Origin of the sequence: Nocardia rosealba (assembly GCF_020216065.1) — a bacterium.
Lineage (GTDB): Bacteria > Actinomycetota > Actinomycetes > Mycobacteriales > Mycobacteriaceae > Nocardia > Nocardia rosealba.
Genome location: NZ_JAIWNA010000002.1, coordinates 557,829 through 580,869 on the forward strand (window position 1 = coordinate 557,829; position 23,041 = coordinate 580,869).

Sequence of the window (23,041 nt, forward strand, 5' to 3'; positions counted from 1 at the left end):
CCTACCGCGTCGTCAGGGCACGGGCCGCGTCGACCCCGGATCGGTAACAGGCTTCGAGTTGGGCGCCGAGCAGATAGTCACCGGCCAGTTGCAGCCCCGGGACGGCGCGCAGCTGTTCGCGCAGCCCGGCGCGGAATCCGGCGTGGTCGGGTAGGTAAGCGCAGTGGGCTGCTGCCCAGCTGCGGGTTTCGGTGCGTAGTCGCTCGATGGTCGGGCCGCCGAGCAGGCCGCACACCTTGGCCTCGGCGTCGTCGACCCACCGCGCCAGTTGTGCTGGGTCGGGCAGCGGCCGCGCCTCGCGTCCACTGAAGGTGTAGCGGACGATGTCGAGATCGTTGACGCCGTAGACCCCTGCCGCGCTGCAGGGCCCGGAATCGAACGCGATCGATCGCACGGTACTGCTGAACAATGGTCGCGCGTACTGCACCACTGCGACCGTCGACGGATAATAGGTGACCTCGCTCAACATCTTGCCGAGCGCGGGAGCACCTTCGCCCAGCAGCCGTGCGGACGCGTGCGCAGGTGTCGCGAGGACGACACCGTCATAGCTGGAAAACGTGGTCCTACCGTCGTTTTCCATGGTTTCCAGCCCGACCACCCGGCCTTCGCGCAGCGCCACGCGTTCGACTCGCGTGTGGAGGCGAACCGGTACCTGGCCGGCGAACCAGTCCAGTACCGGTTGCATTCCGTCGACGAGTTGGTCGTAGCGATCCTGCACCATGCCCAGGCTCACCCCGAAAGCGCCGAGATACACCTCGTCCGGCTCTGCGGCATTGAGCCGTACGGTCAACGGGCGCAGGACGGTACGGCTGAACTGTTGACCGAATCGAGTGCTGAGGGCGGCGCTGTCTTCGGCAGTGCCCAGGCGACCGAAGTAGTCGGAGTCGAGGTAACGGTTGCGTTCGTCGAATCGTACGCGCGCACCGTAGTAGAGCATGCGGGCCGCGTCGATGGGCGATCCGGTGCGCAGGAGATGGCGGAGGAAGCGGGCGATGCCCGGGTTGTCGAGCGTCACCAGCCGACCGTCGACGACCTGGGAGCTGTTGATCCCGAACGGCTCGTACGCACGTTCGCCGGATGCGGTGATGAACGCGCGCAGCTCGTGGTAGCGACGGCCGATATTTTTGCCGCCCAGCATGATCGGAGTCCCACCGAGCGTGCCGAAACCGCAGCGTCCACCGAGCGTCGAGTCCTGCTCGAGCAGTTCCACGGTGTGACCGGCGCGGTGCAGGGCGAACGCGGCGCCGATGCCGGACAGGCCGCCGCCGACGACCGCGAACTTCTGTGGCGTGCTCATGATCGGTTGTGCTCCTGTTCCGGCGGCACGGGGTAGGGCGCCAGTTCGACGAGCGCGACAGCGATCCGGGCGCCGCGCTGGTGCAGGGTGACCTCGACGCCGATGCCGTCGAGTCCGGTGTCGGCAGTGGTGGTGGTGCAGGTGATGGGCGCGTCCAGTTCGGCGAAATCGGTGAAATGGGCCTCGACGCCGAGCACCGCGGCCGCCGGCGAATCGAGCAGTCCGGCCTCGCTCGCGGCCAGGACGGCCGCCTGCCGGAAGACCTCGAGCAACAGCGGACCCGGGACGTGGTCGTACTGGTGGTCGAAGAAGCTGGGATGACTCCGGTCGACTACGACGACCAGCTCGGGCGTTGGGGTCCGGCCGAGGACGACGTTGCGTGGGTCGCGGCGCCCGACGAGCTCAGGTGGGAGAGGCCGCACCGGATCCGGTGCAGGCTCGGCAGCTTGCGCACGGTTGCGGCGTTGCAGTTCGCGGAACTCGTCGTAGTCCTCACGGGGGAAGGTGATCCCGCTGCCCGACAACGTCATCGCCAGCGCACCGTCGACGGTGAAGATGGCATCGAAGGGCACGTCCTGGTAGTAATCGCGCCCGGTGGCCAGGGCGCCCGGACGTACCCGCACGAGCCCCTCCAACGGGTAGCGTTCGCTGTCGCGGAACGCGCTGAGGTCTTCCACCATGAATGCCATGCGCTGCAAGCTCGCCGGGGCGTCGGCGGGCACACCGAGGTGACGTTGCCCGACGACGAGAAGTGCTTGGCGCACGGCCTCGACGGCGCAGAGAGGGTCGTGGTAGGCGACCAGTCGATCGAACCACAGCGAATGTGCGCGCGGAATCTGTACCGCGGCAAGGAATTCGGAGCCGCCGACAACGGCCGTATCGGCGACATAGACCTCGGCGAGACCTCGTCGATGCGCCAATGCGGCGGGGACGAGTTGTTCGAAGCCGAGCGTGCCGCGCACCGGCCACAGGGGACTTGTCACGCGAGTACCGCCTCGTGAGCAGGGACCGTACTCCAGATGCGTTCGGCGAGCAGCACGCCGAGCATCCTCGGTGTCGGATGGGTGAAGAGATCTTCGAGCGAAAGATGCACTGCGGCGGCGGTGTTGATACGGCTGCGCAACTCCAGGGTCGACAACGACGTCAGCCCGAGCGTGAGTACGGTCGCGTCCAGGTCGAGCTCGTCTTCGGCGCGGTCGACGAGGATTTCGCGGATCTGCTCGACCACCAGGCGCGTCGCGAAGTCGGTGCGCTGATTCTCGGGGACGGTCGGCAAGTCCGGGCGCCCGGGTCCGGGAGTTCTCGTGAGCGCGTCGTGACGGCCGAGGGCGCTTTGTCCCGCGATGTCGGCGCCGGCCGCGCCGATCATGCGTTCGAGCTCGGAGCTGTCGGTGTCGACCCAGTAGCGGCGATGCTGGAACGGGTAGGTCGGCAGGTCGACTGTGGCCGCGTCACCATCCCCGCACAGTGCCTCCCATCCGACCTCGGCGCCGGAAACCCAGGCCGTGCCGAGGGCTTTCACCACCGAGAAAGTTTCACTGGCGCCGGGCCGCAGCAACGGCACGGCGGTGCAGCCGGTGTCTGCGAGCACCTCGTAGACCAGTCCGGCCAGCGTGTCACCGGCGCCGAGTTCGAGATAGGTGACGACACCGGCGTCGTTCAGGTGCAACACACTGTCGTGGAAGCGCACCGGCTCACGGGCCTGACGGACCCAGTGCTCGATCGAAGTGAGCTGCCCCGGTTCGGCCGCGGTCCCTGTCGACGTGGAGATCAACGGGATACGCGGCTCGTGGAGCTGCACCGTCGCGAGGACAGCGCGGAACTCGTCGACGATCGCGGCGACGTGGGGTGAATGGAACCCGCGGTCCACGGCGAGCCGGGTGACGCGACGCCCGCGGGTGCGCCACTGTCGGCCGAGTTCCCCGACCGCGGCGATATCGCCTGCCAGCACAGTGGCGTTGGGTCCGTTGGCCGCCGCGATCGACACTTCGTGCTCCCGTCCGGCGATCGAGGCCAGCACCTCGGCGTAGGACGCTCGCACGGACACCATCGCTCCCGGCGTCATCTGTTGCATCAGCCGGCCGCGTGCCGCGACCACGGTGACCGCGTCCGCCAGTGACAACACCCCGGCTACGTGCGCCGCCGAGAGTTCTCCGATGGAGTGTCCGACGACGTAATCCGGTGTCGTGCCCCAGGATTCGAGCAGGCGGAACAGCGCGACCTGGAGTGCGAACACCGCGGGCTGGGTGTAGTCGGTGCGGGGGAGCAGGTCCTCACCGTCGAACAGCACCGCGCGCAGCGAACGGTCCAGGTGAGTGTCGAAACCGGCGCACACCGTGTCGAACGCCGCCGCGAACACCGGGAAGGTGTCGTAGAGTTCACGGCCACTGCCCGCGAGCTGTCCGCCCTGGCCGGAGAACATCATCGCCAGTTTCCCGCTGGGGGAGCGGCGGGCGATGACCGCCGAACCGCCGGTGCGCTCACCCGCGACCACGGCAAGGCCGTCCAGCAGGCCTTCTCGGCTGTCTGCCACGACGACGGCGCGGTGGTCGAATCTCGCCCGGGTGGTCGCCAGCGAATAAGCGATGTCGGTGATGTCCTGGGCGGAATCGGTCACGGCCGCGCGTAACCGAGCCGCCTGATCCCGCAGAGCACCCGCGGTGCGAGCCGACAGCAGCCACGGCACGACCGCCGGTTCCATCCGTGCCGAAACGGTCTGTACTGCTACGGATTCGGGTGCCTGTTCGACGATCAGATGGACGTTGGTGCCGCTGATGCCGAAGGAGGAGACCCCGGCTCGGCGCGCGTGTCCGGTGCTCGGCCAGGGGTGTGGCCGCAGCGCGAGCCGGATCCGGTCCCCGTTCCAGTCGGCATGTGGGGTCGGTGCGTCGACGTGCAGGGTGGGTGGGACGACGCCGTGCCGGATCGCCTGCACCATCTTGATCAGCCCGGCCACCCCGGCCGCCGACTGGGTGTGTCCCATATTGGATTTCACCGAACCGAGCAGCAGTGGTGGCGCACCGTCACGCGCGCCGTAGGTGGCGAGGAGGGCTTGGGCCTCCACCGGGTCGCCCAATACGGTGCCGGTACCGTGCCCTTCGACCACGTCGACCTCGGCGGCGCCGACCCCGGCGTTCGACAACGCCGCCCGGATCACGCGCTGTTGCGCGGTTCCGCGCGGCGCGGTGAGGCCGTTGGACGCGCCGTCGCTGTTCACCGCGGACCCGCGCAGCACAGCCAGGATCCGGTGGCCCTCCCGCTGGGCGTCCGAAAGGCGTTCCAGCACAACGAAGCCGACACCCTCGCCCCACGCGGTGCCGTCCGCGCCTGCGGCGAAGGATTTGCACCTGCCGTTCGGTGCCAGCGCACGTTGACGCGAGAACAGCGCGAACGGCATCGGTGTCGACATCACCGTGACACCCCCGGCCAGGGCCATCGCGCATTCCCGCAGCCGCAACGACTGCATCGCCTGGTGGATCGCGACCGCCGAGGACGAACAGGCCGTGTCGACGGTCACCGCAGGCCCTTCCAGCCCCAGTAGATAGGCCACCCGGCCCGCCGCCATCGAGGCGTGGTTGCCGGTGAAGTAGTAGGTCTCGGCGCCGTCCCAGGCCTGACTGGCGCCGAACCCGTATCCCTGGTCGCTGAAGCCGGCGAAGACGCCGGTATCGCTGCCGCGCAACGACATCGGGTCCATGCGAGCGTGCTCGACCGATTCCCAGGCCAGCTCGAGCAGCAGGCGTTGCTGCGGGTCCATCGCTTCGGCCTCGCGCGGACTTATCCCGAAAAACCCGGCGTCGAATTCGCCCGCCTCGGTCAGGAAACCACCCTCGCGCACAGAGGATTTGGCGAACTTGTCGGGGTCGGGATCGTAGAACGCGTCGATGTCCCAGCCCCGGTCGGCCGGGAAGTCCGAGATCAGGTCATGCCCGTCGAGCAGTGCATGCCACAGATCGTCCGGTGAGTCGATTCCGCCGGGGAACCGGCACGACATGCCGACGATCGCGATCGGTTCCGTTGTTCGTGCCCGCTCGTCGGCGAGCTCCTGACGAGTCTGCTGCAATTGCCGAGTGGCGCGCTTGAGATACGCGCGCAGTTCCGCTTCGTTGGCCATCGGATCCTCGCTTTCTCCTCGGCTCAGACCGAGCGAACCTGATCGATCAGGTCGAACAGGGCGTCGTCGTCGGCGCCGTCGATGTTGTCGACCACGCTGTGCGCGCCGCCGCGTAGGGTGCGCGCGAGCACCTCGATCCGGTCGAGCAGTTCACCGACCCGGTCCTGCGGCAGGTCCACGCCCGCCCACCCCGCGGCGAGCGCGTCGAGCTGCGCGGCGATCCGTTCGACCGGGTCGTCCAGCGGCGCGATCTCGGTGCGCAGGTACTCGGCCAGTGCCGCGGCATTGGGGTAGTCGAAGACGATGGTCGTGCGCAGCCGCACGCCGGTGGCTGCTTCGAGGCGGTTGCGGAATTCCACCGCGCCCAGCGAGTCGAAACCCAGGTCGGTGAAGGCGGTGTCGGCCGGCACCGCCTCCGCCGAGACGTGCCCGAGCACCGCTGCGGCGTGTGCACGGATCACGCCGAGCACCACTCGCTCCTGTTCGGCGGCGTCCAGACCGGACAGGCTCGTGACCAGGGCCGCCGATTCGTCGGACCCACCGCCGGCCGCGCGGCGCGGACCGCGTGGCAGTGACCGCAGCATCGCGGGCAACTCGTCGTCACCGACCGAGCCGAGCGCGGTGAGGTCGAGCCGCGCGGGCACCGCCAGCGCTCTGCCGGTCGCCACCGCGCTGTCGAACAGCGCCAGCCCGTCGTCGTCGGTGAGCGGCACGAGTCCGTCCCGGCGCATCCGGCGCAGATCCCGTTCGGTGAGGTGGCCGGTGATTCCGGTGCCGCGCTCCCACAACCCCCACGCGAGGGCGGTGGCGGGCAGGCCATGGTGTCTGCGGTGCTGGGCCAGCGCGTCGAGGAAGCCGTTGGCCGCGGCATAGTTCGCTTGACCGGGATTGCCGAGCAGCCCCGCGATCGAGGAGTACATGACGAACATCGACAGAGGTCGGCCCTCGGTCACCTCGTGCAGTAGCCAGGCCGCGTCGGCCTTCGGGCCGAACACCTTCGCGAGGTGCTCGGGGGTCTGAGCGGCGAACAACGCGTCGTCGACGACGCCTGCGGTGTGCACCACCGCGGTCAGCGGATGCGCTGGGGGGATCGCGGCGATCAGGGCGGTGAGCGCGTCGCGGTCGCTCACATCGCACGCGGTGATGTCGACGTGGGCGCCGAGCGCGGACAGTTCGGCGGCGAGTTCGGCGGCGCCGTCGGCGTCGGGGCCACGCCGGCTGGTCAGCAGCAGGCGCCGAGCGCCGTACCCGGACACCAGGTGACGGGCGGCAAGTGCGCCGAGTCCGCCGGTGCCGCCGGTCACCAGGACTGTGCCGTCACGGTCGAGTGGGATGGGCACCGTCAGCACGTACTTACCGATGTGGCGGGCCTGGCTGAGCTGCCGGAATGCTTCGGGCGCTCGCCGCACATCCCAGGAGGTCACCGGAAGCGGCCGCAGGACACCGGATTCGAACAGGGTGTGCAGTTCGGTCAGGATCTCGCGCAGGCGGTCGGGTCCGGCGTCCATCAGCAGGAAGTTGCGGTACCGGACGCCGGGGTGGGTGAGGGCGACCTCGTCGGCGTCCCGCAGGTCGGTCAGGCCCATCTCGATGAACCGGCCACCGCGCGGCAGCAGGTCGAGCGAGGCGTCCACCTTGTCGCCCGCCAGCGAATCGAGGACGACGTCGACGCCGCGCCCGCAGGTCGCTTCGAGGAATTTGTCCTTGAACTCGGTGGTTCGGGTGCTGGCGATACGGTCGTCGGTGAAACCGTTCGCGCGCAACGCATTCCACTTGCCTGGGCTGGCGGTGACATACAGGTCAAGTCCGAGATGCCGGGCGAGCTGCACCGCGGCCATACCGACACCACCGGTGGCGGCGTGGATGAGCAGCGACTCGCCCGCTCGCGCTTCGGCCAGATCGACCAGCGAATAGTACGCGGTGGCGAACACGATGGGCGCGGCCGCCGCCTGCTGGAAGGACCAGCCGGTCGGCATCGGAACCACGGTGCGCCGATCGGCCACCGCCGTCGCGCCGATGCCGGTGAAGATGCCCATCACCGCGTCGCCGACTGCGAAATCGGTGACGCCGGGGCCGATTTCGACAACCACACCCGCCCCCTCGCCACCGATCGCGGTATCGGGGATCGGATACATCCCGAGCACGATCAGCACATCACGGAAGTTGACGCCCGCCGCCCGTACCGCGATCCGCAGCTGGCCGGGCTCGAGCGGCACGCTCTCGGGCTGTGCGGCCAGCACCATGTTGTCGCCGTGCAGCGTGCCGCGCCCACGGTCGACGAGCTGCCATCGACCCTCAAGGAGTGCCTCGGTGGACCCGACCGTGTCCGCCCCGGCGCGAACCAGACGTGGTGCCTGTAGTTCGCCGTGCCGGATGGCCAGCTGCGGCTCGGTAGTCGATCCGGCGGCCAGGCGTGCGGCATCCCGGTAGCCGTCGGGGTCGTCGAGATCCAGCAGCGCGATCCTGCCGGGATGTTCGTTCTGCGCGGTGCGCAGCAGACCCCACACCGCGGCGCCTACCAGGTCGTCGACGTCCTCGGCGCCGTGGACCGCGACCGCGCCGCTGGTGACGAAGACGATCAGTGCCCCGGAGAATTGGTCGTCGAGGAGCAGGGCGCGCACTGCGGTCTGCACATTGCTCACCTGCTCGGCGACCGGCTGGGATCGGTCGGCCGGATCGAGCCGGACGACGACCAGCTCGCTACCCGCACAGTGCTCGGCCACAACACCGCGCGCCGTGTCCACGGGGGCCCAGTTCCCTTGGGCTGCATCGGGTTCGGGTGCGGCAACACCGACCCAGTTCACTTCGTAGAGTCCGCCGTCCGAGGCCGGGCGTCGGCCCAGCGCTGCCGACGGGATCGCGCGCAAGGCCAGCGATTGGGCGGTGGCCACCGGCTTGCCCGCCGTGTCGCTGACCTCGAGACGGATCCGGTCGGTACCGACCGGTGTGAGACGAACACGCAGCGATGAGGCGCCCACCGCGTGCAGTGCGACGCCTTCCCACGCGAACGGCAGCTTCACCGCACCGGACTCGGTGGGCCCGACCGTGCCCGTCGCGATCATCGCGTGCAGTGCGGCATCGAGCAGCGCCGGGTGCAGGCCGAAGTCGGTGGCGTCGGCAGCGGCTGATTCGGGCAGGGCTACTTCGGCGAGCACCTCCTCACCGTGCCGCCAGATCCGGCCGAGACCGCGGAAAGCCGGGCCGTATTCGTAGCCTGCGGTCGCCATCGCGTCGTACGGGTCGTGCGTGGTGACCAGGACCGCGCCGACGGGCGGCCACGGCCCCTTCGTCTCCGAAGCCACGGCTTCCGCCGGTTGCAGCGTGCCCGTGGCGTGCCCGGTCCACGGCAGCTCTTGCGCCGATGTCGTTCGAGGACGAGAGGAAACGGTGAGCGTCCGATGCCCGGACTGCTCCGCCGGTCCGACCTGCACTTGCACGTCCACCGCCCCGGTATCGGGAATCACGAGCGGGGATTCGAGGACGAGTTCACCGACCACCGGGCATTGCACCGATCGGCCCGCGTACCAGGCGAGTTCGATGAACGCGGTACCCGGAAGCAGCACCGATCCGGCGATCCGGTGCCCGGACAACCACGGGTGTGTGCGCACGGACAGCTGCCCGGTGAGCAGCAGCCCGCCGTCGGCGGCGAGACCGACCTGCGCCCCGAGCAGCGGATGCTCGGCGTCGTCGAGCCCGGCGCCGCGGACATTCCCGCGCTCGCCCACCTCGAGCCAGAACCGGTCGCGTTGGAAGGCGTAGGTGGGCAGATCCACCGGGCGGGCGCCTGCGCCGTCGAACAGTGTGGTCAGGTCCAGGGCTGCGCCCTGGCAGTGCAGCGCGGCCAACCCCACCACGAACGCGAGATCACCGGCGATACCCGGGCGCTGCAACGCGGCCGCCGTGAGCGCCGTGTCGTCGTCGGCGATCTCGTGCACCATCGCCGTCAGCGCGGCGCCCGGTCCCATCTCGGCGAAACAACTCACGCCGCCCTGCTCCCGGGCCCACCGCACCGCGTCCAGATATCGGACCGGTTCGCGGAGATGGCTCACCCAGTACTCGGGGGAGCACAACTGTGCCGCCTCGGCGACCTTGCCGGTGAGCGCCGAGATCACCGGGACAGTCGGTGGGTGATAGGTCAACCCTCGGCAGACCGCGGCGAATTCGGGGAGGACGGCATCCATGTGTGGCGAGTGGAACGCGTGGCTCACCCGCAGCCGGGTGGTGCGGATACCGTCGGCGGCCACCTGTTCCGCGAGAGCGGACACCACAGCCTCCGCGCCCGAAACCACTACTGATGCAGGCCCGTTCACCGCCGCAATACCGACATCGTCGTAGCGGCGGACCAGATCGGCGACGGTCTCCGGATCCGCGGCGACCGCCACCATCGCACCGCCCACGGGAGCGGACTGCATGAGCCTGCCCCGCGCGGCCACCAAGGCGCAGGCATCGGCCAGGGACCAGACCCCGGCGACATAGGCCGCAGTGATCTCGCCGATGGAGTGCCCCATGACGAAAGCCGGTCGTAGCCCCCATGATTCGGCCAGCCGGTACATCGCCACCTCGGTGGCGAACAGTGCCATCTGCGCGACCTCGGTGCTGTCGAGCGCCGCACCGGAGCCCTCGGTGAGCACCAGTTCGCGCACCGGAATCGCGCAGTGGTTGCCGAATTCGACGCAAACGGCGTCGAACGCTGCGCGATAGGCCGCATAGCCGTCGTACAGCTCCCGCCCCATCCCCGTCCGCTGGGTGCCCTGCCCAGGGAACATCACCGCAGACACGGCCGCATGGGCACTGCCGCGCACCACATTCCGCGCGTCGCCGCCCCGCGCGACCGCCCGCAGCCCCTCGGTCAATTCCTCGTGGTTCCGCCCGGCGATGACGGCTCGGTGGTCGAACCGAGCGCGCGTATCGAGCAGCGACAACCCGATATCGACGGGCTCGACCGCAGGGTCCGTCGCGAGCTGGTCGAGCAGGGCAGCGGCCTGGGCGGCAACGGCATCCGCGGACCGGGCGGTGACCACCCACGGAATTACCGGTGGCGGGACGACATCCCGTGCCGGCTGGACCGGGTACTCACCCCGTTCGATCACCACATGGGCGTTGGTGCCGCTGATGCCGAACGACGACACCGCGGCGCGCGGCGGACGACCCGTCGCAGGCCACGGCCGGACCTCGGTCACCAACCGGACTGCCCCCGACGACCAGTCCGCGTGTGGGGTCGGTTCGTCGACATTCAACGTCGGCGGCACCGTGCCGTGCCGCATCGCCATCACCATCTTGATCAACCCGCCTACTCCCGCGGCGGCCTGCGTGTGCCCCATATTCGACTTGAGCGACCCCAGCAGCAGCGCCTGCTCGTCGTCGCGTTCCGCCCCGTAGGTCGCGAGCAACGCCTCCGCCTCGATCGGATCACCGAGGCGCGTGCCGGTTCCGTGCGCCTCGACCACATCCACCTCGTCGGTGCGCAGACCCGCGTCCGCCAGCGCCGCGCGGATCACCCGCTGCTGCGATCGTCCGTTCGGTGCGGTGAGACCGTTGGACGCACCGTCGGAGTTCACCGCCGTACCGCGGACCAGCCCCAGGATCCGGTGTCCGTTCCTGCGGGCCTCGGATACCCGCTCGAGCAGCAGCATCCCGACACCCTCGCCCCACGCTGTGCCGTCCGCCCCCGCCGCGAAGGATTTGCATCGACCGTCGGCCGCCAGCGCCCGCTGGGCGGAGAACGCGACGAACGCCGCCGGGGTGGTCATCACGGTGACACCGCCGGCCAGCGCCAGCGTCGTCTCACCGGCGCGCAGCGACCGCACGGCCTGATGGATCGCGACCAGCGACGACGAGCAGGCTGTATCGAACGTGACAGCGGGACCCTCCAAACCGAGGACATAGGCCACCCGCCCCGAGGCGATGCTCGAGGCCTGCCCGGTCATCAGGAAGTTCTCGATGCGCTCGCGCACCCGATCGTCGAGATCGCGCGAAGACGGGCCCTGCACATCCGGCATGAGGCCGACATACACACCGGTGTCGCTTCCGCGCACCGTGGTCGGGTCGATGCCCGCCCGTTCGAAGGTCTCCCACGCGGTCTCGAGTATCAATCGTTGCTGCGGGTCCATCGCCAGTGCTTCGCGCGGGCTGATACCGAAGAAGTTCGCGTCGAACGCGGTGGCGCCCGCGACGAAGCCACCCGTGCGCACATACGATCTGCCCGCGACCCCCGGTTCGGGATCGAACAGCCCTGCCACATCCCAGCCCCGATCGGTCGGCCATTCGGTCACCAGGTCACGCCCATCCAGCACCGCCTGCCACAGCTGCTCGGGCGAACTGATCCCACCCGGATACCGGCACGCCATTCCGACAATGGCAATCGGTTCACACGCCTGCGCTTCGATCTCGTCGAGGCGCGTCCGGGTGGTCTGCAATTCCCGGATCGCCTTCTTCATGTATGTGCGCAGTTCGTCTTCGCGGGCCATTGAGCAGGACTCCTCGGTGGGCGGAATGTGACAGAAACGAGTAGTGCAACGGGATCGGGCATTCTGCCGGCGATCTACTCGGCAACACTCACGGCCTCACGCTACGACAACGCGGCCCGAATCAGCCGCGCCGCGAACGGCTTTGGGAAACGACCAACGGTCCGGCCGTGGGCCCTGACATTTTCCAAACGTATTGCCACGGCTTTGTCGGGATTCGTAAGGTCATGCGCCATGGTCAGAACTCCCGAACCGGTACCGGATCAACACGGCAGGCGATTCGTTGTCACGGGCGCCAACGGTGGCCTCGGTGCGATCGTGACGCGCACCCTCGCCGACCGTGGTGCAACGGTGGTCATGGCGTGTCGCGACCCGGAAAGCGGGCGTGCGGTCGCCGACCGGATAGCGGGCGATGTCACCGTGGCCGCTCTCGACCTGGCCGATCTGGCCGATGTGCGGCGGTTCGCACAGGAATGCGGCGAATTCGACGTCCTCGTCAACAATGCCGGGTTGATGAACGTACCGTTCGCCCGCACCGTCGATGGATTCGAAATGCAGTTCGGAGTCAACCACCTCGGACATTTCGCACTCACCGGCCTTCTGCTGGACAAGGTGCGGGACCGGATCGTGTCCTTGTCGAGTATTTCGCACGGCTGGACGAAATCGCTCCCACTCGACGATCTGCGTTTCGAACGGCGCCGATACCATCGTTCGACTGCCTATGCCGAATCAAAACTGTCGACGCTGATATTCGGCCGTGAATTGCAGCGCAGACTTCGCGAAACCGGGTCGACGCTGCGCTCCTACGCCGTGCACCCCGGCGTGGCCCCGACCGGGCTCGTCGCCAGGACCCAGACTCCGCTCGACTACGTCGCCGAGCCCTTCATCCGGCTGGTCGGCCAATCCCGCACCGCCGCCGCGCAATCCACGCTCTACGCTGCCACCGCACCGGCGGCCGACCCCGACATCTACTGGGGTCCGACCAGGTTGTTCAACACCCGCGGACCGGTCGGTGCGTGCCCGTCGAGCGCGTTGTCGCGAGATCGCACCCTGTGGCAGCAGTTGTGGACGGCGTCCGAACAAGCGACCGGAGTTCGCTACCCCACAGCGGCGGTGACGCATGGGGATTAGCGTTCGCGCCCTTGCCTTTGCGGCGGTGATCGGTGTGTGCGCGGCGTCGGGAACACACTCCGCGGCCGGATCGCCGCCGGTGTTTCCGATCCCGGACCCCGACCCGTTCTACGCCGCACCCGCCGACATCGCCGCCGCCGACCCTGGTGCGGTGCTCGCGGTCCGCGTGCAGGAACCGCTGCCGTATTTCCCCACGGCCACCGTCACATTGGTGAAGTTCCGTTCCGCCGACTCACACGGCCGCCCGATCGCGGCGACCACCACGATCCTCACACCCCGCGACCATCGCCCCGGCGCCCCGCTGCTGTCCTATCAGCACATCATCAACGGCCTCGGCACCCAGTGCGCGGTCTCGCGCGCGCTCTACGCCTACGATCCCAATCTGCTCTATCGTGCTGTGCCGCTGCTGAACACGATGCTGTTGCGTGGCTGGAGCATCGCTCTACCCGATCATCTCGGTCCGAATGCCGCCTACGGTGCGGCCAGGCTCGGCGGACAGCTCACCCTCGACGGCATCCGCGCCGCGACCAGGGTCCCTGAACTCGGACTCGCGGACAGCCCGGCCGCCCTGCTCGGCTACTCCGGCGGTGGGATGGCCACCGGCTGGGCAGCCGCGCTCGCCCCGCGGTACGCACCCGAACTCCGCCTGGTCGGCGCCGCGCAGGGCGGTGTGCCGATGAACATCACCACGATGGCCCGCACGCTCGGCCTCGCACCGCATCCCATGTTCGGACTGGCGATGGCCGCTGCGCTCGGGCTCGAACGCGAATATCCCGACCGCCTCCCGATCAGCGCGCAACTCAACGACACCGGATTGGCTGTCCGCGACGCGATGGCCAACGGCTGCACCGTCGAACTGATCGCCGCCGGTGCCATGCACAGCGCCGCCGACCTCGCGTCCACCGTCTCGCTGATCGACGACCCGCGCGTCTGGGAAGTGAGCGACGCGAACAGCCTCGAATTGTTCGACGGCGTGCCGACCATGCCCGTGTTCGAATGGCACACCCCGATCGATCCGCTGATCCCCGTCGACGCCATCGATCGCACCACCCGGCGCTACTGCGCAGCCGGCACACCGGTGCGATCGGAGCTCTATCCGAGCCCTGACCACCTGGCCACCGCGGTGCTCGGCTTCCCGTCCGCGGTCGACTGGCTCGACGCTCGGTTCCGCGGTGAGCCCGCGCCGAGCAACTGCTGACCCAACTCTCCCAAAGATCGAGGATCGACCATGCGCCGCATCTGGCCGGCCGTACTGGCTGTGCTGTTCTATGCCGTCACCGCGAGTGTCTTCGCCCCGGTAGCGACCTCCGAGCCGCGATATCCCACCCCGGAAGCCGACCCGTTCTTCACAGCACCGCCCGAGATCGGCGATTTCGCTCCCGGTGATGTGGTGCGGCAACGGAAATTCGACCTGGGCCCGTACCAGGGCACCGACATCTGGCACGTCGCCTTCCGCTCGACCAACTCCGCGGGCGACCCGATCATGGGCGTCACCACGGTACTGATCCCGACGGGCGTGCCTAATCCGCCGCTGGTCTCGTATCAGGCGCTGATCAATTCGCTCGGCACCAAGTGCAATCCTTCTCACTCGCTCGTCAACGACGAAACTCCGGACGCGTTCGGCGCGGCGCTGCCGCTGGCACGCGGCTGGGCCGTCGCCCTGCCGGACTACCTCGGCCCGAATGTCGCCTATGGGGCCGCCAAACTCAGCGGCATGGTGACCCTCGACAGCGTGCGCGCACTCCAGCGCGCCCCTGAACTCGGCCTGGGCCAGTCCCCGATCGCCCTGGCCGGCTACTCGGGCGGAGGACTGGCGACGGCTTGGGCCGCCGCCATGCAGCCGACCTACGCACCCGAGCTCACCCTTGCCGGCGTCGCCGCGGGCGGTATTCCCGCCGACCTCGAACAGATGGCCCTCGGCATCGGTTTCGGGAACCATCCCGGCTTCGGCCTCGCCTGGGCAGCGGCGATGGGCTTGGAACGCGAATACCCGCAGCGGCTGCCCATTTCCGACCAGCTCAACGCCGAGGGTCGGTGGTTCCGCGACTTCACCGCCGACGAATGCCGCCGTTTCCTGCTGTTCCACGGCGTGCTCCGCAGCGCCGAACAACTCGCGGCGACGAGGTCCCTGATGGACGATCCCGAAGCGCGCGCGGTGCTGCGGGAGAACAGTTTGCGGCACTATCCGGGCCTGCCCCAGACACCTACGATGCTCTGGCAAGGCGAATTCGACGCACTCACCCCCTTCGATGCCGTCGCCGACGTCGCCGGGCGCTACTGCGCGGCAGGGGTAGCGCTCACGTTCTCCCGGTACCAGATCGCCGAGCACATGACGACCGCGGTGGCCGGTCTGCCCGAAGCCTGGAACTTCATCGAGGCCCGATTCCGCGGCGAACCCGCACCGACCCGCTGTCGATCATGATCGGCTGCAAACAGCAGGCGTCTTAGGGAAGAGCAACACACACGCCTGGTGTCCAACCGTGACGTTCTCCAACCATCGCCGCGTAGACACACCGTGACCGTGCAGGTTTGGCTATACCTACAGATCTGATCTCCACCGCTTGGCCGAACGAATTCGTCGCCGTGCAACCGCAGAGAACCAGCGGGCTCGCTCTGGCTGCAGAGCCGCACAGTGGAGCCGAGCCCGGGCGAAGGGAACAACAGATGTCCGTCGAGAATCTCGCCAGAGAATCGCTGACCATCTCCGGCAAACCGGCATCGTCTCCACTCAAGGATGTCCGCAATCTTTCCCGGCAGATGGTCGGACATTTCGTCGCCAACGTCATCCCGTGCGGCACTCTGCCCGGCGAGGCGATCGCGGGTGATGTCACCACCATCACCCGCATTTGCCTGGAATTCGCCGTCGGAATGCTCGACGGCCGTGATATTCCGGGCCAATTGCAGCGGTTGCAGGACGCGGCGGGTGGCTGGGCCCGCGAAGGAGTCCCGATCGACACGATCCACCACTCGATCGCCGAAGGCTTCAAGATGGGCCTGGATCTGGTGGTGTCGAGCGCATCGGTGAAGGATTACGACAGCCTCATCGACGGGGCGAAAATGGTGGTCGAGATGCTCGACACGATCACCGCCCAGGTGTCCCTCGCCTATGTGCGTGAATTGCGCAGTGTCATCAGCGAACATCACACCGCGGTGCACACACTCACCTCGGCGTTGCTCGGCGGCCACAGCACCTCGACCATGGCCCGGGAATGCGGCATCGCCATCGCCGAGCAATACGCCGTGCTCGCCTTGTCATTCCCGCCGCACGCTCAAGAAAGCATTCCCGCTCTCGACCAGAAGGTCGTGGCCCGGCGCAAATTGCGTCGTGTGCAAGCCGAATTGGCGAAACGCTGTGGCGATTCGGCGCTGTCGCTGCTCAGCGTCGACGGCGGCACCGTGCTCATCCCGGCTGACACCTTCGACCGCGACGGCTGGGCCGCCCTCGTCGCCCAACTCTCCCATGCCGCGCAGGTCGGAATCACCGCCGCCCTCGTCGAAACCAGCACCGTCGGCATCCCCGACGCCGCCGACCAAGCCCACGAACTCCTCGACATGGTCCAACGCCTCGACGTCACCTCCGGGCTCTACCGCTTCGACGAACTCGCCCTCGAATACCAGCTCACCCGCCCCGGCCCCGGCCGCGAATTCCTCGGCTCGTTGCTCGACCCCCTCGACCCGTTCCCCGAACTCCTCGAAACCCTGCAACGCCATATCGCCAACAACCTCAACCGCCAACGCACCGCCCGCCTCCTGCACGTGCACACCAACACCGTCGACTACCGGCTCAAGCGCATCGGCCAACTCACCGGCTTCGACCCCACCCAACCGGTCGGCCTGTGGTACATGCGTTCTGCCCTCGTCGCCCGCAGCTACCGCGCCACGACGTCTGGTCAACTGTGACCGGAAGGTTGGTCCGCCGACCGCGTTCGGGTCCTCATCGGCGTGCGCTTCCTTTGTCGATCCGCGGGTGAGCCCGGCCGCGACGCACTGTCCCCGGGTTCGCTCCAGTCGCTCACGTCTTGTCCTGCCCTCGGCCGGGATGCAAAGGAATACGTCGACAAAATCCCCGTTGCGGGAAGCCGACATCCGCGCCGTCGTAACGGCGACGATGCACCGTCTGCGCGGCGCCTATCCGATCTCCGAACAAGCCGGGTAGCGTGCCGCGCGACGGCGCGGACGAGTCTTCGCTGTCACCCGGAACGGGTGAGCCGGATTCGCCGTCGCTCACCTACGGTTCACTCGTACCGAATTCGACAGCCCAGCCGGCGGGACGAGGAGCGATGGACGACCACGCGGTGCCCACGGCGATTCCCTTGGTGCTGGGTACTGTGCTCATGTACTCCCTGGTGGCAACCCGGCTCGGTCGCGCGAATGTCACCGCGCCGATGGTGTTCGTAGCCGTGGGAGTGCTCGCCGGGGGCACCGGGCTAGGGCTGGCCCACGCCACACCGGATGCGCATTAGTTGCTGAATGTCGCGGAGATCACCTTGGCGTTGTTGCTCTTCTCCGACGCCTCACATCTTCGGCTGCGAGATGTCAGCGGCGATCGCGGACCTGCGTTGCGCCTGTTGCTGATCGGATTGCCGCTGACACTGGTGGCGGGCACCGTGCTCGCCTACGTGGTGTTCCCCGAGGAACTGGGTACGGTCGCACTCGTCGACCAGGTGGTCGACATCGCCGCGGTGACGGTGGTGCTGTCGATCGTGGTCCACGGCCTCAGTGCAGCACCACTGGCCGCCCGTTACGGGCGATGGGCGACCGGCCTTCCCGACGACGCACCTGAGAAGGTGTCGGTGGCGCCACCATCGACACGGCGAATCGCCCTGCATGCCCCCGCGAGCATCATCGACGTTCCCGGCGGCCACGACCCCGGCACGAAGGGCGACGAAAACCCTCCGCCATCCGGCGCGTAAACCCTCGGATCGCAGCCGTGGCACCCTTGCGTGCACGAATCGTTCTGGCAGGCTGGCGTGATGACCGGAGCGATTCTCGCGGTGTCGTCGGCGCTGCTGCTGTGGGCGATGCTGGCCGGTTGGCTCGAACGTCACCGCATTACCGCGCCGATGGTCGTGGTCGCCGCGGGGATCGCCGCCGGTGTGGCGGCCCACGGCCGAGTCGGCGACGTCCTGGACGCGCACGCGGCGCTCGAGGTCGCCGAGATCATCCTCGCGGTGCTGCTCTTCGTCGATTCCTCCGAGGCACGAGGGCGGTTGCTCGGAGGCAGCCCCGGACTCGTCATTCGGATGATGGTCGTCGCGTTGCCGTTGAGCGTTCTCGCGGCCGTGCTTGTCGGCTCCTGGCTGTTTCCCATGGCCGGGTGGGCGCTGCTGCTTGTCATCGCGTGCGTGGTGGTCCCCACCGATTTCTCGCCCGCCTCGACGATCTTGCGTGACGAGCGAGTGCCCCGCCGAGTTCGCGATGTGCTCAATATCGAAGCAGGCTACAAAGACGGAGTCCTGGCACCGGTCTTGTTCTTCGGTATCACTCTCGCCGCGGGTACCGACCGTTCGAGGTCCGTGCTCGGGGCGCTCGCCGACGTGGCATTGGCCGTTGCCCTGGCGATCATGGTCGGGGCGGCGCTCGGGCTGCTTTTCGGAGCGGGGGTCAACGCGGCGGAAGAGCGTGGGTGGATGACCACACAGTCCGAACGCATGGCCGTCGTGGCCGTCCCCCTGTTGGTGTTCGCGGTGGCACACGCCGTGGGCGCCAACGAATTCGTCGCCCCGTTCGTGTGCGGCGTGCTGTTCCATCACCTGCGTCGCCGGTCCGAGCGTTTCGCCGAAGGTCGCCGGCTGATCGACGACGTGGGTTTCCTGCTGACCACCCAGATGTGGTTCGTCTTCGGAGCCGCCGCCGTCCTTGCTCTGGCCGGCGATGTCACCTGGCGATCGGTGGTGTTCTGCGCGGCGGCGCTCACCGTTGTCCGCATGGTCCCCGTCGCTGTTCCCTTCTGGGGACCGATGTTTCGTGGCATGAAACGCTGCTTCTGGGCTGGATGGCGCCGCGTGGTACACCGTCCATCATCTTCGGATTGCTTGCCTTCAACCTGCTGCCCGAGGCGTACGGCGAGCACGTTTTGACGATCATGGTCATGACGGTGCTGGGAAGCATCGTCTTACACGGTGCCGGGTCGACTCTTGCCGCGCACCTGTCGAGTCGACACCAGGAACGAGTGGCTTCGTCTCGGTGATCGAGGATCAGACTCGGTCAGGATTCCAGGTCGAGATCGCCCAGATGATGACGAGGTCGATGCCCACCATGATCATCGACCACCATGGGTAGTACGGCAGGGACAGGAAGTTGGCGATGATCGACAATGCGGCCAAGCAGTAGGCGAAGATTCGGGCCCACGTCGCTGTGACCATCATTCCGATGGCGACCGCTACGAAAAGCAATCCGAGCGCGAGGTGGATCCAGCCCCAGGTGCTGACGTCGAACTGGTAGGTGTATTCGCTCGGGATCAGGAACAGCTCGTCCTTGGTGATACCGGCGATCCCGCGCAATATGCCGAGGGTGCCTGCCACCAGGAGCATGATCGCGGCGAGCATGGTGATACTCGCGGCCAAGCCTTGGCGGACCGGGTGTGAGGTGGTGGTCATGGTTTCGACGCTATGGCCACCGATGGAAACTCGGTTCCCCCGTTTCGGGTGAAGCGGGGGAGGTGCTGGGCACATCGGTGCAGGAAAGCCTGTCGGCCGGTTGACGGTGTGAAGACGACGATCAGGGCCGAATCACGAGGCGGAAACCCAGGTGCGAGGTCGAGGTGTCGATGGTTTGAGCCATCCTGGCCGCGGGGCGGTACCGACGGCAATAGTTCGGTGCGCACAGGTGCGACCCGCCTTTGATGACGCGTCGACCCAGGCGCGATTGTGTCGGGTCGCGACTGTCTTCAACAGCTAGTCTGATTCCCGATGAGACGCGCGACAGCCTTGATCTCGATCGCCGCGGCGACGCTGGCCGCCGCCTGTCGAACGCCCGACGAGACCACCCCAGTCGAGCCACCGCAGACCGTTCTGGCGTGCCAGGGCAAATTCGTGACCGGCCCACAGACGATCGCCGGACTCGACCTGTCGAAGTTCATGCAGCGCACCCGCCTCCCACCGGATGTCCGCATTGCGGCAGGAAGATCGGCGTTGTCGCCCAAGCGACCGGGCTCGGTCGACTTGTACCTCGAGCTCTGTCTGCCCGGCACGGCGACGATGAACGATCTCCTCCCGGTCGCCACCGACCTGGCTCACGACCTCAAAGCCGACGAACTCGGCTCCCGCACAGCCACATTGACCATCACCTGCGTCTGCGCCCACCTCCCGAGACGAACCGAAGTGCGCGACGAGGACTTCCCGGACCATCCATGGAACGGCACCCCGTCCCGCGAGGCCGAGTACCGGACCTGGACCAGGTCCGACAGCTGAACCGCTAGTTGCGGAGCCGGAGTACGTGACCGGCGCATTCTGCGAGCAGGACACCAAGGCGCCTGCGCGTGACTGTCCGCGGGGCATCATCCGATTTCGTTGGTCGACCGCATGAACAGGTCGACTGCAACTTTGTATATTCGGACATCGCTATTCCGTCGTGGTGATTTACCCATGGAGAAACCTACAACGGTTCCGATGAAAGCTTATGGATTCATATCGAAATATTTGAGGACGGCTCGTACCGTGAAAATTCGAGCACACGCCTCCGCGTTCAAGTGAGTTCTGGCTGAGAAATTAGCCTGTGACCGGCTTCTGGTCGAACGAGCTGCATATACCCGGCCCGGCAATGTGAATTATTTCCGTAAGCGTGACATTACTCGCGGGTCGTGATCTGATGTGACCGGTCCCGCTCATGGGACGCATCACAATCGCACTAATGAGGATGGTAGTATGAGTTCCAGAATCTTTCGGCCGCTAGCGGCGGTGGCGATCGCGATGTCGGCGACCGCGCTGGGCGCCGGCGTGGCCGCGGCCGAGGCTCCGACGGTGGCTCCGGTGTCCGGCTCGGTGGAAGTGTGCCTGCCCATTCATTTGGGCCCGCTCGAGGTCAGCTTCTGCCTGTGATTGTTCGCTGAACTCGTGATTCGGTGGCATGGGCGTGGGATCGCGCGGGTCCGGCGCTCCGGCCCTGTCACGAAGCCAGCGTCCAGACGGGTCCGGAGCCGATCGTCGTCTCCGGACCCGTCTTTCCAGTCGAGCTGGAGAAGAACGGCAGTCATCCGGTCGAGGGTAAGCAATGACCGGCAAATGGAGTATGGGCGCAATGATCGAAACAATTGCCGACGCAACCGGATTCAGCCGGGTCGTGCAACGTCGAGCCCCGCTGCTCGCGGTGCTGTTTCACGGCGGTCGAGACCCGAATTCGCACAAGATCAAACCGGTATTCGAACAATTCGCCAGGACCGAGGGGCGGGCGATTTCGTGCGCGACAATGGAGTACGACGACTGGTCGAGGGTTGTCGAGGAGCATCGGATCACCGCGCTACCCACCATTCTGATATTCGTGTACGGCGAGGTGCGTGACCGGATCGTTGGCGCCCGAACTCATCGGGAGCTGGTCGGCGACTTCGCCGAGCACATGTCCCTCCCGTTCAGTTCATCGGTTTCGACCGGATCACGCCCGGATGTTTGAAACTGTTGGTCCGTCCCGCGAATCGAGTGCGCAGGATCATGACGAGAGATTCGAACCGCGACGCGGCGGCGAGACCAGAGCCGAGTGGCGGGCACGTCATGCAGATCATCCCTGGCCTCTCCAGCGGCGACGCCTGGGACTGGCGGGAATTCGCGCGTTGGGCGACCACTGGCGGTGACGCCCGGATGCCGATCCGGGTGGATACCGCACCGGCGGCTCGGCTGTCTACTTGCGAGCCTGCGTTTTACGGGCGGTTTCGCTCGCGTTGGACAGCAGCATCAGCGCGAGAACGGTGCAGGCGACCGCGAGCGGTGGCAGTGCGCCCGAACCCCACCTGGCCAGGGTGAGACCGCCGAGCAGACCGCCGAGGGAGACACCCAGGTACGTGCCGGAGGTGTTGAGCGCCAGCGCCTGTGGGGCGAGGACGCCGGACAGGGCGGCGAGCCGGGCTTGGATCGCGGGTGAGTTCCAGAAGGCGGCCGCACCCCACACGGCGAGCACCGGCAGCACGGCTGTGATCGGGACCGGGCGCATGCCCCACAGCAGCCACAGGCCTGCCATGGACCCGGCGACGGCACCCATACCGATCAGCAGAGCGCGGTCCGGGCCGCACCGGTCGGTCATCGCGCCGCCACCCCACATGCCGAGGGTTCCTGCGATACCGGCCAGCCCGAAGGAGAGGGCACGGGCATCGACGGCCGCCCCGGCGACATCGGTGAGGAACGGCGCGAGGTAGGTGAGCATCATCATCGAGCCGGTCATCAGTGACATGTTGGCCAACAGACCGAAGGTCACCGGCCGCCGCCCCAGGCTGCGTAGCTGGGCCCGCCAGTCGGGTGCGGGATCGCCGAACGTTTTGCGCGGCAACGTGATCAGCAGACCGGCGAGGGCGAGCACGCCGCACACCGCCATGGTGGCGAATACCGCGCGCCAGCCGAATACGCCACCGATCCAGGTGCCGATCGGCACACCGACCGCGATCGACCCGGTGACGCCAAGCGCCACCACCGCGACATAGCGGCCGACCTTCGCGGCGGGGGCCTGCTGGACCGCGGTGGCGAACAGCGCCGGGGTCGCGACCGCAGCGGCTGCCGCCGCAGCGACGCGCAGGATCAACAGGACGGTGAACGACGGCGTACCCGCCGCGGCCGCGTTGGCGGCGACGAACGCGCACAGGCTCGCCACCAGCAGCACGCGTCGAGGGGCGCGGGCCAGGACGACGGCGGCGACTGGCGCCACCAGGGCGACGGTCACGGCGAACACGGTGATGAGCTGACCGGCGGCGGCCTGGCTCACGCCCAGATCGCGGGCGATCTCGGGCAGGACACCGGCGATCACATAGTCGTCGGTATAGAACACGAACGAGGCGGCGAACAGCGCCGCCAACCACTTGGGCATAGGGGTACTCCCACTGAGTGCGAAGCGGAC

At 67.7% G+C, this 23,041-nt stretch carries 16 protein-coding genes and 1 pseudogene; 10 read left to right on the top strand and 7 right to left on the bottom strand.

Annotated elements, in window-relative coordinates; genetic code table 11:
- Window position 1 precedes the first annotated feature (1 nt).
- From LDL21_RS09460 to LDL21_RS09475, 4 genes are read right to left on the bottom strand one after another with little or no spacing between them, the layout of a single operon-like run.
- Window positions 2-1,297 (bottom strand): protoporphyrinogen/coproporphyrinogen oxidase, encoded by a 1,296-nt coding sequence (locus LDL21_RS09460; protein ID WP_225279668.1) that lies wholly within the window; start codon window positions 1,295-1,297, stop codon window positions 2-4.
- Window positions 1,294-2,280 (bottom strand): AfsA-related hotdog domain-containing protein, encoded by a 987-nt coding sequence (locus tag LDL21_RS09465; protein ID WP_181699726.1) that lies wholly within the window; start codon window positions 2,278-2,280, stop codon window positions 1,294-1,296. The genes LDL21_RS09460 and LDL21_RS09465 overlap by 4 nt, the downstream gene beginning before the upstream one ends.
- On the bottom strand, window positions 2,277-5,411 hold the full coding sequence (locus tag LDL21_RS09470) for a type I polyketide synthase (protein WP_225279669.1): 3,135 nt from the start codon (window positions 5,409-5,411) through the stop codon (window positions 2,277-2,279). The genes LDL21_RS09465 and LDL21_RS09470 overlap by 4 nt, the downstream gene beginning before the upstream one ends.
- A gap of 23 nt (window positions 5,412-5,434) precedes the next feature.
- Window positions 5,435-11,878: a type I polyketide synthase gene (locus LDL21_RS09475; protein WP_225279670.1), complete on the bottom strand. Its 6,444-nt coding sequence runs from the start codon at window positions 11,876-11,878 to the stop codon at window positions 5,435-5,437.
- 231 nt (window positions 11,879-12,109) lie between these two features.
- On the opposite strand from LDL21_RS09475, the gene LDL21_RS09480 reads away from it, so the two are divergent.
- The 7 genes from LDL21_RS09480 to LDL21_RS09510 all read left to right on the top strand — a co-directional run bounded on the left by LDL21_RS09480 (window position 12,110) and on the right by LDL21_RS09510 (window position 19,086).
- On the top strand, window positions 12,110-13,006 hold the full coding sequence (locus LDL21_RS09480; protein WP_225279671.1) for an oxidoreductase: 897 nt from the start codon (window positions 12,110-12,112) through the stop codon (window positions 13,004-13,006).
- A complete protein-coding gene (locus LDL21_RS09485; protein ID WP_225279672.1) occupies window positions 12,996-14,204 on the top strand; it encodes a lipase family protein in 1,209 nt (402 codons plus the stop codon). Before LDL21_RS09480 ends, LDL21_RS09485 begins: the two co-directional genes overlap by 11 nt.
- Before the next feature lie 30 nt (window positions 14,205-14,234).
- Window positions 14,235-15,428 carry a lipase family protein gene (locus tag LDL21_RS09490; protein WP_225279673.1) on the top strand — a complete coding sequence of 398 codons (1,194 nt, stop codon included), beginning with the start codon at window positions 14,235-14,237 and terminating at the stop codon, window positions 15,426-15,428.
- Window positions 15,429-15,670: 242 nt separating this feature from the next.
- The gene (locus tag LDL21_RS09495) at window positions 15,671-16,906 is read left to right on the top strand and encodes a PucR family transcriptional regulator (protein ID WP_225279674.1); all 1,236 of its coding nucleotides are present in this window, start codon (window positions 15,671-15,673) and stop codon (window positions 16,904-16,906) included.
- A 380-nt stretch (window positions 16,907-17,286) separates the two neighbouring features.
- Entirely contained in the window at window positions 17,287-17,469 is a 183-nt protein-coding gene (locus LDL21_RS09500; protein ID WP_225279675.1) for a hypothetical protein, read from the top strand.
- Entirely contained in the window at window positions 17,470-17,919 is a 450-nt protein-coding gene (locus LDL21_RS09505; RefSeq protein ID WP_225279676.1) for a hypothetical protein, read from the top strand.
- A gap of 60 nt (window positions 17,920-17,979) precedes the next feature.
- Window positions 17,980-19,086: a cation:proton antiporter domain-containing protein gene (locus LDL21_RS09510; protein WP_225279677.1), complete on the top strand. Its 1,107-nt coding sequence runs from the start codon at window positions 17,980-17,982 to the stop codon at window positions 19,084-19,086.
- Window positions 19,087-19,203: 117 nt separating this feature from the next.
- On the opposite strand, the gene LDL21_RS09515 is transcribed toward LDL21_RS09510, so the two are convergent.
- On the bottom strand, window positions 19,204-19,605 hold the full coding sequence (locus LDL21_RS09515) for a DUF7144 family membrane protein (RefSeq protein ID WP_225279678.1): 402 nt from the start codon (window positions 19,603-19,605) through the stop codon (window positions 19,204-19,206).
- A gap of 121 nt (window positions 19,606-19,726) precedes the next feature.
- Window positions 19,727-19,864, bottom strand: a pseudogene (locus LDL21_RS30280) (SUMF1/EgtB/PvdO family nonheme iron enzyme); the annotation flags it as partial.
- Between the two features lie 53 nt (window positions 19,865-19,917).
- Here LDL21_RS30280 and LDL21_RS09525 point away from each other — a divergent pair.
- The 3 genes from LDL21_RS09525 (at window position 19,918) to LDL21_RS09535 (ending at window position 21,613) form a co-directional block, all read left to right on the top strand.
- The gene (locus LDL21_RS09525) at window positions 19,918-20,418 is read left to right on the top strand and encodes a hypothetical protein (RefSeq protein WP_225280355.1); all 501 of its coding nucleotides are present in this window, start codon (window positions 19,918-19,920) and stop codon (window positions 20,416-20,418) included.
- 453 nt (window positions 20,419-20,871) lie between these two features.
- Window positions 20,872-21,045 (top strand): hypothetical protein, encoded by a 174-nt coding sequence (locus LDL21_RS09530; RefSeq protein WP_181699701.1) that lies wholly within the window; start codon window positions 20,872-20,874, stop codon window positions 21,043-21,045.
- 199 nt (window positions 21,046-21,244) lie between these two features.
- Complete coding sequence (locus tag LDL21_RS09535; RefSeq protein ID WP_225279679.1) at window positions 21,245-21,613, top strand: thioredoxin family protein; 369 nt, start codon at window positions 21,245-21,247, stop codon at window positions 21,611-21,613.
- A 225-nt stretch (window positions 21,614-21,838) separates the two neighbouring features.
- Here the strand turns inward: LDL21_RS09535 and LDL21_RS09540 are convergent, their stop codons facing one another.
- The gene (locus LDL21_RS09540) at window positions 21,839-23,011 is read right to left on the bottom strand and encodes an MFS transporter (protein WP_225279680.1); all 1,173 of its coding nucleotides are present in this window, start codon (window positions 23,009-23,011) and stop codon (window positions 21,839-21,841) included.
- Window positions 23,012-23,041: the final 30 nt, after the last annotated feature.

Coding starts and splice junctions, on each gene's coding strand:
- LDL21_RS09460 (WP_225279668.1), bottom strand. CDS start 1,297: ATGAGCACGCCACAGAAGTTCGCGGTCGTCGGCGGCGGCCTGTCCGGC.
- LDL21_RS09470 (WP_225279669.1), bottom strand. CDS start 5,411: ATGGCCAACGAAGCGGAACTGCGCGCGTATCTCAAGCGCGCCACTCGG.
- LDL21_RS09475 (WP_225279670.1), bottom strand. CDS start 11,878: ATGGCCCGCGAAGACGAACTGCGCACATACATGAAGAAGGCGATCCGG.
- LDL21_RS09480 (WP_225279671.1), top strand. CDS start 12,110: ATGGTCAGAACTCCCGAACCGGTACCGGATCAACACGGCAGGCGATTC.
- LDL21_RS09485 (WP_225279672.1), top strand. CDS start 12,996: ATGGGGATTAGCGTTCGCGCCCTTGCCTTTGCGGCGGTGATCGGTGTG.
- LDL21_RS09490 (WP_225279673.1), top strand. CDS start 14,235: ATGCGCCGCATCTGGCCGGCCGTACTGGCTGTGCTGTTCTATGCCGTC.
- LDL21_RS09495 (WP_225279674.1), top strand. CDS start 15,671: ATGTCCGTCGAGAATCTCGCCAGAGAATCGCTGACCATCTCCGGCAAA.
- LDL21_RS09500 (WP_225279675.1), top strand. CDS start 17,287: ATGGACGACCACGCGGTGCCCACGGCGATTCCCTTGGTGCTGGGTACT.
- LDL21_RS09510 (WP_225279677.1), top strand. CDS start 17,980: ATGACCGGAGCGATTCTCGCGGTGTCGTCGGCGCTGCTGCTGTGGGCG.
- LDL21_RS09515 (WP_225279678.1), bottom strand. CDS start 19,605: ATGACCACCACCTCACACCCGGTCCGCCAAGGCTTGGCCGCGAGTATC.
- LDL21_RS09525 (WP_225280355.1), top strand. CDS start 19,918: ATGAGACGCGCGACAGCCTTGATCTCGATCGCCGCGGCGACGCTGGCC.
- LDL21_RS09530 (WP_181699701.1), top strand. CDS start 20,872: ATGAGTTCCAGAATCTTTCGGCCGCTAGCGGCGGTGGCGATCGCGATG.
- LDL21_RS09535 (WP_225279679.1), top strand. CDS start 21,245: ATGATCGAAACAATTGCCGACGCAACCGGATTCAGCCGGGTCGTGCAA.
- LDL21_RS09540 (WP_225279680.1), bottom strand. CDS start 23,011: ATGCCCAAGTGGTTGGCGGCGCTGTTCGCCGCCTCGTTCGTGTTCTAT.